At 68.3% G+C, this 10,481-nt stretch carries 9 protein-coding genes and 2 pseudogenes; 9 read left to right on the forward strand and 2 right to left on the reverse strand.

Annotated elements, in window-relative coordinates:
• Nucleotides 1-13 precede the first annotated feature (13 nt).
• The 3 genes and pseudogenes from AC31A1_RS37705 to AC31A1_RS37715 form a co-directional block, all read left to right on the forward strand.
• Nucleotides 14-1,195 (forward strand): annotated as a pseudogene (locus tag AC31A1_RS37705) (site-2 protease family protein); the annotation flags it as partial.
• Between the two features lie 50 nt (nucleotides 1,196-1,245).
• A complete protein-coding gene (locus AC31A1_RS37710; RefSeq protein ID WP_033283726.1) occupies nucleotides 1,246-2,151 on the forward strand; it encodes a tRNA (adenine-N1)-methyltransferase in 906 nt (301 codons plus the stop codon).
• Between the two features lie 271 nt (nucleotides 2,152-2,422).
• Nucleotides 2,423-3,004: a hypothetical protein gene (locus AC31A1_RS37715; protein WP_489657616.1), complete on the forward strand. Its 582-nt coding sequence runs from the start codon at nucleotides 2,423-2,425 to the stop codon at nucleotides 3,002-3,004.
• Nucleotides 3,005-3,021: 17 nt separating this feature from the next.
• Here the strand turns inward: AC31A1_RS37715 and AC31A1_RS37720 are convergent, their stop codons facing one another.
• The gene (locus tag AC31A1_RS37720) at nucleotides 3,022-3,327 is read right to left on the reverse strand and encodes a ferredoxin (protein WP_328686559.1); all 306 of its coding nucleotides are present in this window, start codon (nucleotides 3,325-3,327) and stop codon (nucleotides 3,022-3,024) included.
• Nucleotides 3,328-3,713: 386 nt separating this feature from the next.
• Between AC31A1_RS37720 and arc the strand changes: the two genes are divergently transcribed.
• The 6 genes and pseudogenes from arc to prcA all read left to right on the forward strand — a co-directional run bounded on the left by arc (nucleotide 3,714) and on the right by prcA (nucleotide 9,728).
• Nucleotides 3,714-5,480: a proteasome ATPase gene (arc, locus tag AC31A1_RS37725; protein WP_033283729.1), complete on the forward strand. Its 1,767-nt coding sequence runs from the start codon at nucleotides 3,714-3,716 to the stop codon at nucleotides 5,478-5,480.
• A 244-nt stretch (nucleotides 5,481-5,724) separates the two neighbouring features.
• Nucleotides 5,725-7,236: a depupylase/deamidase Dop gene (gene dop, locus AC31A1_RS37730; RefSeq protein WP_199811048.1), complete on the forward strand. Its 1,512-nt coding sequence runs from the start codon at nucleotides 5,725-5,727 to the stop codon at nucleotides 7,234-7,236.
• Nucleotides 7,237-7,391: 155 nt separating this feature from the next.
• A complete protein-coding gene (locus tag AC31A1_RS37735; RefSeq protein ID WP_393760388.1) occupies nucleotides 7,392-7,610 on the forward strand; it encodes a ubiquitin-like protein Pup in 219 nt (72 codons plus the stop codon).
• Nucleotides 7,611-7,616: 6 nt separating this feature from the next.
• Nucleotides 7,617-8,115: pseudogene (locus tag AC31A1_RS37740) on the forward strand (endonuclease VII domain-containing protein).
• Entirely contained in the window at nucleotides 8,067-8,912 is an 846-nt protein-coding gene (gene prcB, locus AC31A1_RS37745; RefSeq protein ID WP_318015304.1) for a proteasome subunit beta, read from the forward strand. Before AC31A1_RS37740 ends, prcB begins: the two are co-directional and overlap by 49 nt.
• A gap of 69 nt (nucleotides 8,913-8,981) precedes the next feature.
• Complete coding sequence (gene prcA, locus AC31A1_RS37750; protein ID WP_489657617.1) at nucleotides 8,982-9,728, forward strand: proteasome subunit alpha; 747 nt, start codon at nucleotides 8,982-8,984, stop codon at nucleotides 9,726-9,728.
• A gap of 78 nt (nucleotides 9,729-9,806) precedes the next feature.
• Here prcA and AC31A1_RS37755 read toward each other — a convergent pair.
• On the reverse strand, nucleotides 9,807-10,481 hold a 675-nt coding region (locus AC31A1_RS37755; protein WP_489657618.1), incomplete at its 5' end, for a LacI family DNA-binding transcriptional regulator.

Here is a 10,481-nt window from a genome sequence, read left to right on the forward strand (position 1 = left end):
GTAGACGGGCACACCGAAGGGCCGCCCCCCACAGCGCCCCAAGGAGCCCGGCGGCGGGCTGCTGATGGGGCGGCCCTTCGGTGTGCCCGTCTACGTCGCGCCCAGCTGGTTCCTCGTCGCCGCGCTCATCACCTGGGTGTTCGGCGGTCAACTGGACCGTGTGCTGCCCGAACTCGGCGCCGCCCGCTACCTCGTGGCCCTCTTCTTCGCGGTCGCCTTCTACGGCTCGGTCCTGGTCCACGAGCTCGCCCACACCGTCGCCGCGCTCCGCTTCAAACTCCCGGTCCGCCGTATCCAGTTGCAGTTCTTCGGCGGAGTCTCCGAGATCGAGAAGGAGGCCGAGACCCCCGGCAGGGAGTTCGTGCTGGCCTTCGTCGGCCCGCTGCTCTCGCTGATCCTCTCGGGCATCTTCTACCTGGCCATGCTGCCCGTCGAACCCGGCACCGTCCCCGGCGTCCTGCTGGCCGGGCTGATGGTCTCCAACCTCATCGTGGCCGCCTTCAACCTGCTGCCCGGCCTGCCCCTCGACGGCGGCCGCATGCTCCGCGCCGTCGTCTGGAAGATCACCGGCAGGCCCATGAGCGGCACGATCGCCGCCGCCTGGGTCGGCCGCGCCCTCGCCGTCTCCGTCCTGATCGGTCTCCCGCTGCTCACCCAGACCGGCGCCCTCGGCACGAACACCGAGGACATCAGCGGCATGGACACCGTCACCGACGCCCTGCTCGCCGCGATCCTCGCCGCGATCATCTGGACCGGCGCCGGCAACAGCCTCCGTATGGCCCGCCTGCGCGAACACCTCCCGGAACTCCGCGCACGCAACCTCACCCGCCGCGCGGTCCCCGTCGAGACCAACACCCCGCTCTCCGAGGCACTGCGCCGCGCCAACGCCGCCGGCGCCCGTGCCCTGGTCGTCGTCGACGCCGACGGCCAGCCCCTCTCCCTGGTCCGCGAGGCCGCCATCGTCGGCGTCCCCGAACACCGCCGCCCCTGGGTCGTCGTCAGCGGCCTCGCCCAGGACCTCACGGACGGCATGCGCGTCTCCGCCGAACTGGCCGGAGAGGACCTCCTGGACGCCCTGCGCGCCACCCCCGCCACCGAGTACCTCGTGGTCGAGGAGACCGGCGAGATCTACGGCGTCCTGTCCGCCGCCGACGTCGAGCGCGCCTTCGTGAAGGCCATGGCCCGCCCCAACTGAGGCACGCGCGCGTGGTCGGCGGCCCCCGCAAACGCCGGTAGGCTGGTCACATGTCCGAACCGACCGGTGCCGCCCGCAGGCGCGGGCCCTTCAAGGTCGGGGACCAGGTTCAGCTGACCGACCCCAAGGGCCGCCACTACACGTTCACGCTCGAAGCCGGGAAGAATTTCCACACCCACAAGGGTTCCTTCCCGCACGACGAACTGATCGGCGCACCCGAGGGCAGCGTTGTCCGCACCACCGGAAACGTCGCCTACCTCGCGCTGCGCCCCCTGCTCCCCGACTACGTCCTGTCCATGCCCCGCGGTGCCGCCGTGGTCTACCCCAAGGACGCGGGGCAGATCCTGGCCTTCGCCGACATCTTCCCCGGCGCACGCGTCGTGGAAGCGGGCGTCGGCTCCGGCTCGCTCAGCAGCTTCCTGCTGCGCGCCATCGGCGACCAGGGCATGCTGCACTCCTACGAGCGCCGCGAGGACTTCGCCGAGATCGCCCAGCAGAACGTGGAGCGCTACTTCGGCGGCCCGCACCCCGCCTGGCAGCTCACCGTCGGCGACCTCCAGGACAACCTGTCCGACCTGGACGTCGACCGCGTCATCCTCGACATGCTCGCCCCCTGGGAGTGCCTGGAGGCCGTCTCCAAGGCACTCGTGCCCGGCGGCATCCTGTGCTGCTACGTCGCGACCACCACCCAGCTCGCGCGGACCGTCGAGTCCATCCGCGAGATCGGCTCCTTCAACGAGCCGACCGCCTGGGAGACGATGCTCCGCAACTGGCACGTCGAGGGTCTGGCCGTCCGCCCCGACCACCGGATGATCGGCCACACCGGCTTCCTCCTCACCGCCCGCCGCCTCGCGGACGGCGTCGAGCCCCCCATGCGCCGTCGCCGCCCCGCCAAGGGTGCCTACGGCGACGACTACGACGGCCCCAACGCCGCCGGTGGCGCCGCCGGCCGCTGAGCCGCACGCAAGGGCGGCCCTGTGCCGCACTCAACGCACGAACGCCGTGGCCGAGTTCCCGGAAATCCTCCGGAACTCGGCCACGGCGTCTTTCTTCTGACACACCGACTGGCGCACCCACCGACGTACCGACCTCTGCCGTACCGACCCCGTCGGACCCTCCCGTGTGACCGGGCGAACGAACTGTCGACCCCGCCGTTCCCCCGCACCGTGCCGTGTGGCAGCATGCAGGCCACCCCCACCGGCACAGCCCTCACAGGAGACACTCCTAGTGCAGCACTCCGCCGTCCCGGAACTGGAACTGGCACACACCACCACACGCCCCATCCACTGGGTCGCCACCGCCACGGCTCTCGCCGGTGTCGTGGCCCTCTCCTCGGGCCTGCAACCCGACTCCGCGCACGCCGCCCAGGCCGGCGGCCCGCAGACGAAGTCCGCGCCCGCCGCCTCGGCCCCCGCGACCACAGGAGTCGCCTTCCCCCTCGACTGCGGCCCCGTGAAGGCCGTCGTACAGAAGAAGGCATCCGGAGACCTCGACGGCGACGGCCGGCCGGAGACGGTCGCCGTGGTCCACTGCGACGCGGGCATGGGCACCCCGCCCGACGGCGTCTACGTCCTCACCCAGGGCGCCGGAGCCGCCAAGCCGCGCGTCGTCGCCACCCTGGTCGCCCCGAAGGCACGCGAGACCGTCACCACCTTCTCCGTGCGCGACGGCGCGGTGCTCGCCACACTGCTCGGCTACTCGACGGCGGACGTGCCCAGTTGCTGTCCCGACGTGAAGGAAACCGCCAAGTGGCAGTGGCAGAACGGCACGTTCGTCCGCTCCACCCCCGGCAACGCCCAGAACGTCTGACGACGACCCGCTGAACCTCAGGCCGCGTCCGGCCCGTACACCTCGACCCGGTCCGCGACCCGGCGCACATGAATGCAGTCACCGGGGCACTCCTTGGCGGAGTCCACGACATCGACCAACAGCGGCAGTGGCACGAGCGTGGTGGCGCCCTTGTCCTGCAGCAGCTCGTCGTCCGGGCTCTTCACATAGGCCAGGCCGTCGATGTCCAGCTCGAAGACCTCAGGGGCGTACTGGGCGCAGATGCCGTCGCCGGTACAGAGGTCCTGGTCGATCCAGACCTCCAGCGCCTCGCCGTCGGCCGCCGCCTCGTCCTGCACGGTGATGTCTCCTGTTTCCGCCGGGTGTTGGACATCGTCGACCCTACCTCCGCCCGCCCGAACGGCCTTTCTCCGCGATCTCAGGTTTCATGCCCCCGCATGACGGACACTGTCCGCATGGACACTCTCAGTCAGGGGCGCCTTGGCCGGTTTCCGTCGGGCGCAGAACCCGCCCGCACGGCAACTCACGTCCGCCGTGAAGGGTTTTGACCAACCCGGCCTTGGAACAGTTCGCTTCTGAATCACGTTGAGTGGGTATCCACACGGCGTGAGGGAGAGCGCTGGGTGACCGACGACACACCTTGACAGTCTTTGTGATCTAGGGGTTTCAATCGACACCCACCCAGGTAGGGTCTGGAAGCGTCCAGCTCCCCTTGGAGGAGGTGAGGACCGTGGCAGCCCACGACGACGACATGAACCGCGGCATCCGCCCGGGACGAGGGTCCGACGACCCGTCCGGGCAGATTGCCTACCTTGAGCAGGAGATCGCCGTCCTGCGACGTAAGCTCGCCGACTCTCCGCGACACACGAGGATTCTCGAAGAGCGGATCGTCGAGCTGCAGACCAATCTGGCCGGGGTGTCCGCCCAGAACGAGCGACTCGCCAACACGCTCCGTGAGGCCCGCGACCAGATCGTGGCCCTCAAGGAAGAAGTCGACCGGCTCGCACAGCCGCCGGCCGGCTTCGGTGTCTTCCTCGTGGCCAACGAGGACGGCACAGCGGACATCTTCACCGGCGGTCGCAAACTGCGGGTGAACGTCAGCCCGAGCGTGGAACTCGAAGAGCTCCGCCGCGGCCAGGAAGTAATGCTCAACGAAGCGCTCAACGTGGTCGAGGCCATGGAGTACGAGCGCGTCGGCGACATCGTCACCCTCAAGGAGATCCTGGAGGACGGCGAACGCGCCCTCGTGGTGGGGCACACCGACGAGGAGCGGGTGGTGCGGCTCGCCGAGCCGCTGCTGGACATCACCATCCGCCCCGGCGACGCCCTGCTGCTCGAACCCCGTTCCGGCTACGTCTACGAGATCGTCCCGAAGAGCGAGGTCGAGGAACTCGTCCTCGAAGAGGTCCCCGACATCGGCTACGAGCAGATCGGCGGTCTGGGCGGCCAGATCGAGATGATCCGCGACGCGGTCGAACTGCCGTACCTCTACCCCGACCTCTTCAAGGAGCACGAACTGCGGCCGCCCAAGGGCGTCCTGCTGTACGGGCCCCCCGGATGCGGTAAGACGCTCATCGCCAAGGCCGTCGCCAACTCGCTGGCCAAGAAGGTCGCCGAGGTCACCGGCCAGGCCACCGGCAAGAGCTTCTTCCTCAACATCAAGGGCCCCGAGCTCCTCAACAAGTACGTCGGTGAGACCGAGCGGCAGATCCGCCTGGTCTTCCAGCGCGCTCGTGAGAAGGCCAGCGAGGGAACCCCTGTCATCGTCTTCTTCGACGAGATGGAATCCCTCTTCCGCACCCGTGGCTCCGGTGTCAGCTCGGACGTGGAGAACACCATCGTCCCGCAGCTGCTCGCCGAGATCGACGGCGTGGAAGGCCTGCAGAACGTGGTCGTCATCGGCGCCTCGAACCGCGAGGACATGATCGACCCCGCCATCCTGCGCCCCGGCCGCCTGGACGTGAAGATCAAGATCGAGCGTCCCGACGCCGAGGCCGCCAAGGACATCTTCGCCAAGTACCTCACCGAACGCCTCCCGCTCCACCCGGACGACGTCGGCGAGCACAGCGGCGACAAGACCACCACCGTCCAGAGCATGATCCAGACGGCCGTGGAACACATGTACACGGAATCCGAGGAGAACCGCTTCCTGGAGGTCACCTACGCCAACGGTGACAAGGAAGTCCTCTACTTCAAGGACTTCAACTCCGGCGCCATGATCGAGAACATCGTGGGCCGGGCCAAGAAGATGGCCATCAAGGACTTCCTCGACCACAAGCAGAAGGGCATCCGCGTCTCGCACCTCCTCCAGGCGTGCGTGGACGAGTTCAAGGAGAACGAGGACCTGCCCAACACCACCAACCCGGACGACTGGGCCCGGATCTCCGGAAAGAAGGGCGAACGGATCGTCTACATCCGTACGCTCATCACCGGCAAGCAGGGCGCCGACACCGGACGCTCCATCGACACGGTGGCGAACACCGGTCAATACCTGTAAAAAGCAGGGCGGCTGCGGGTGCCCTCGGCGGGTACCCGCAGCCGACTGTTTTTCAGGCCATGACCGAACAAGGGGCGCGCGAGGCAATGACGCAAATGATCTCCCCACCAGCGCAAAGCCGTTCTAGGCTCTTCGGTACCGCCGAGTCGCGCAGTGCGGGGACGGGCACCGCACACGCACCGGAGCGCCAGCGGTACTTGAGCAGCGTCCCCGACCGAGGGCGCCGCCGGGCAAGGAGGGCCGCATGACCGTACGGCGAGTAATGGGCATCGAGACGGAGTACGGGATCTCCGTCCCCGGCCACCCCAACGCCAATGCCATGCTCACCTCGTCCCAGATCGTCAACGCCTACGCGGCGGCGATGCACCGGGCCCGGCGGGCCCGCTGGGACTTCGAGGAGGAGAACCCGCTGCGCGACGCGCGAGGCTTCGACCTCGCCCGGGAGGCCGCCGACTCCAGCCAGCTCACCGACGAGGACATCGGCCTCGCCAATGTCATCCTCACCAACGGCGCACGGCTCTACGTCGACCACGCACACCCGGAGTACAGCTCCCCCGAAGTCACCAACCCCATGGACGCCGTCCTGTGGGACAAGGCCGGCGAGCGCATCATGGCGGAAGCGGCGGAACGAGCCGCCCAACTCCCGGGCGCCCAGCCGATCCACCTCTACAAGAACAACACCGACAACAAGGGCGCCTCCTACGGCACGCACGAGAACTACCTGATGAAGCGGGAGACCCCCTTCTCGGACATCGTGCGCCACCTGACACCCTTCTTCGTCTCGCGCCAGGTCGTCACCGGAGCGGGCCGCGTCGGCATCGGCCAGGACGGGCACGAACACGGCTTCCAGCTCAGCCAGCGCGCCGACTACTTCGAGGTCGAGGTCGGCCTGGAGACCACGCTCAAGCGCCCGATCATCAACACCCGCGACGAACCGCACGCGGACGCCGAGAAGTACCGCCGCCTGCACGTGATCATCGGCGACGCGAACCTCTCCGAGATCTCGACCTACCTCAAACTCGGCACGACAGCCCTGGTCCTCTCCATGATCGAGGACGGCTTCATCGCCGTCGACCTGGCCGTGGACCAGCCCGTCCGCACTCTCCACCAGGTCTCCCACGACCCCACCCTCAAGCGCCTGGTCACCCTCCGCAGCGGCCGGACCCTCACCGCGGTCCAGTTGCAGATGGAGTACTTCGAGCTCTCCCGCAAATACGTCGAGGAGCGCTACGGCTCCGACGCGGACGATCAGACCAAGGACGTCCTGGCCCGCTGGGAGGACACGCTCAACCGCCTGGAGAACGACCCGATGAGCCTGGCCGGCGAACTGGACTGGGTCGCCAAGCGCGAGCTCATGGAGGGCTACCGGCGCCGCGACAGCCTCGACTGGGACGCGGCCCGGCTCCAGCTGGTCGACCTCCAGTACGCGGACGTACGGGCCGAGAAGGGCCTCTACAACCGCCTGGTGGCCCGCGGCCGCATCAAGCGGCTGCTGGACGAGGACACGGTCGAGCGGGCGCGTACGACGCCTCCGGAGGACACACGCGCGTACTTCCGCGGACGCTGCCTGGAGCAGTACGCCGACGACGTCGCGGCGGCCTCCTGGGACTCCGTGATCTTCGACCTCCCGGGCCGGGACTCGCTCCAGCGGGTCCCAACCCTCGAACCGCTTCGCGGAACGCGTAATCACGTCAAGGAGCTCCTTGACCGCTGTCGAACCGCGGAAGACCTGGTCAGGGTCCTGTCGGGCGGCTGACAGGACCCTCGGATCCGGGGCGCCGGACAGGGTGGAATGTCCGGTGGCCGGGAATCATCGAGGTGGCCGCCGTACGTTGTAGGAACTGCGGGGCCGATGTCAGTCCCTGCAAGTAGGGTCTGATCAAGAACGTCGAACCGAGCGGGGTGAGGGTTATGGCGACCAAGGACACCGGCGGCGGACAGCAGAAGGCGACGCGCTCCACGGAGGAGGTCGAGGAGCAGGCCGTTGAGACGGAGGCTTCTGAGGACCTCAAGGAGCGCCACGAGAAGTTGAGCGACGATGTCGACTCGGTTCTGGACGAGATCGACGATGTCCTGGAGGAGAACGCAGAGGACTTCGTGAGGTCATTTGTCCAGAAAGGTGGCGAATAAGGCGCAATGCCCGAATTGGCGGACGGGAGGGGCTGCCCGCGGTGCAACCGGATCTTGCCGCGGGCGGCCTTCGCCAAGAACGAGGGCATGCGTGACGGTCTTCAGGCGTACTGCCGAGAGTGCTCTGCGGAGTGCTACCGGCAGCGCCAGGAGACGAGGGGCGACGACGTCAGATGGCTACGCGAGTTATCGCAAGGCGTGCCGGGCTGACCGGAACCAGCAAAGCTACTTCAAGCGCAAGTACGGCATCACCTTGGCCGAGCGTGACGCGATGGTCGCCTCTCAAATGGGGCTCTGCGTGATCTGTTTGAAAGCTCCTGCGGTTCATGTGGATCACTGCCACGAGACGGGTAGGGTCCGTGGCGTACTGTGCTTCAACTGCAATTCGGCCATCGGCAAGTTGGGAGATGATCCCGACGCTGTTCGTCGGGCTGCCGCCTACTTGGAAGGATCCTCGTGGAAGCCAACACTCGTAGCCCCGGGCGTCTACCAGCTGCCTTCCTGACGCCTGGGTCGTCGTCCTTCATGGACTTCCTCTCCGACCACCAGCCGGAGATGCTTCCGGGCAACCGGCAACTGCCGCCCATGCAGGGCGTGATCGAGGCCCCGCACGGCACGACGATCGTCGCTGTCACGTTCCCCGGTGGCGTCGTGCTCGCCGGTGACCGGCGGGCCACCATGGGCAATGTCATCGCACAGCGGGACATCGAGAAGGTGTTCCCCGCGGACGAGTACTCGGCCGTCGGTATCGCCGGCACCGCCGGTCTGGCCGTCGAGATGGTCAAGCTCTTCCAGCTGGAGCTGGAGCACTTCGAGAAGGTCGAAGGCGCCCAACTCTCCCTGGAGGGCAAGGCGAACCGACTGTCCACCATGATCCGTTCCAACCTCGGCATGGCCATGCAGGGCCTCGCCGTGGTCCCCCTCTTCGCCGGCTTCGACGTGGACCGCGGCATCGGCCGCATCTTCTCCTACGACGTGACGGGCGGCCGCTCCCAGGAGCTCGGCTACGCGGCCACCGGCTCCGGTTCGGTGTTCGCGCGCGGTGCCATGAAGAAGCTCTTCCACGACCAGCTGACCGAGGCCGAGGCCACGACCCTCGTGGTCCAGGCCCTCTACGACGCGGCCGACGACGACTCGGCGACCGGCGGTCCCGATGTCGCCCGCCGGATCTACCCGATCGTCACCGTGATCACCGAGGACGGCTTCCGCCGGCTCACCGACGACGAGTCCTCCGAGATCGCCCGCTCGATCCTGGAGCGGCGACTGCAGCAGCCCGACGGCCCGCGCGCCGCGCTGCTCTGACCGAGGGCCCGTTCGTCACAAGGTGATCCACTGATTTCGACGGAACTTTAAAGAGAGGGACGGATACCGGTGTCGACGCCGTTCTATGTCTCACCCCAGCAGGCGATGGCCGACCGGGCGGAGTACGCCCGCAAGGGCATCGCTCGTGGCCGCAGCCTGGTCGTGCTGCAGTTCGCCGACGGCATCGTCTTCGTCGGCGAGAACCCGTCCCGTGCGCTGCACAAGTTCAGCGAGATCTACGACCGGATCGGGTTCGCGGCCGCCGGAAAATACAACGAGTACGAGAACCTGCGGATTGGCGGCGTCAGGTACGCCGACATGCGCGGTTACACCTACGACCGTGCGGATGTGACCGCCCGCGGTCTCGCCAACGTCTATGCCCAGACGCTCGGCACGATCTTCTCCAGTGCGGCCGAGAAGCCGTACGAGGTGGAGCTGGTCGTCGCGGAGGTCGGGGACACTCCGGACGGCGATCAGATCTACCGGCTGCCGCACGACGGTTCGATCGTGGACGAGCACGGCTCGGTCGCGGTCGGTGGCAACGCCGAGACGATCAGCACCTATCTGGACCAGCGCCACCGTGACGGCATGACGCTCGCGGAGGCGCTCAAGCTGGCGGTGCAGTCCCTGTCCCGTGACACGAACGGCAGCGAGCGGGAGATCCCCGCCGAGCGCCTGGAAGTCGCGGTCCTGGACCGTACGCGCCCGCAGGCCCGCAAGTTCCGGCGCATCGTCGGCCCTCAGCTGTCCCGTCTGCTGGAGGGCGGGAACGCGGACACGTCGTCGGAAGAGTCCGACGGCGACGACGAGGAGTGAGTCGACCTCGCCCAGCCTTTCGTGTGCCCCGGCCGGTCATCGGCCGGGGCACACGGCGTTGTGGGGGCCGCAGGGGCGTCAGACGGTGCCTGGTGGCGCCGTGGAGCCGCGGACGACCAGTTCCACCGGGATGTCCCCCTCCTCCGGTACGCGGCCGTCCAGGACGGCCAGGAGGGCGCGCATGCCGTGTTCGCCGAAGAGTTCGGCGTCGAGGCGGACAGTGGTGAGTTCCGGGTCGATGGCGGTGGCGAGAGCGAGGTCGTCGAGGCCGGTGATCGAGAGGTCGTCCGGGATGTGCAGGCCCAGGCGCCGAGCCGCTTTGTAGGCGCCGGCGGCGAGTTTGTCGTCGTCGCAGACCAGGGCGGTCACCCGCGACCCCGGAGCTGAGAGCGCGGCCTCGGCGGCGGCCAGGGCGCCCTCGATCGAGATGGGGGCCCGGGTCGTCCGTACCGAGGTGCCTGCCACGGAGCCGACCCGTGTGGCCAGTTCACGCGCGCGTACCTCGAAGGTCCAGGACGGGACGTCGGCGGCCAGGTGCAGGAAGTGGCGGTGGCCCAGCGTCAGCAGGTGGTCGGCGACCTGGCGGATGCCGTCGGCGATGTCCAGGTTGACGGTGGCCGCGCCGAGGCTGCCCTCGGGGTCGCTGTCGAGCATGACCAGGGGGAGTTGGTCGCCGCGGATCGCGGTGAGGGCGTCGGCGGCCATGGAGGAGGCGATCACGCCGTCCAGGGCGGCCTGGGCGGAGGCGAAGGG

Source organism: Streptomyces sp. P5F9, assembly GCF_057961495.1.

What these genes read in the sequence shown, in the direction of transcription:
- AC31A1_RS37710 (WP_033283726.1), top strand. Translation starts at nt 1,246, where the DNA reads ATGTCCGAACCGACCGGTGCCGCCCGCAGGCGCGGGCCCTTCAAGGTC.
- dop (WP_199811048.1), top strand. Translation starts at nt 5,725, where the DNA reads ATGACCGTACGGCGAGTAATGGGCATCGAGACGGAGTACGGGATCTCC.
- AC31A1_RS37735 (WP_393760388.1), top strand. Translation starts at nt 7,392, where the DNA reads ATGGCGACCAAGGACACCGGCGGCGGACAGCAGAAGGCGACGCGCTCC.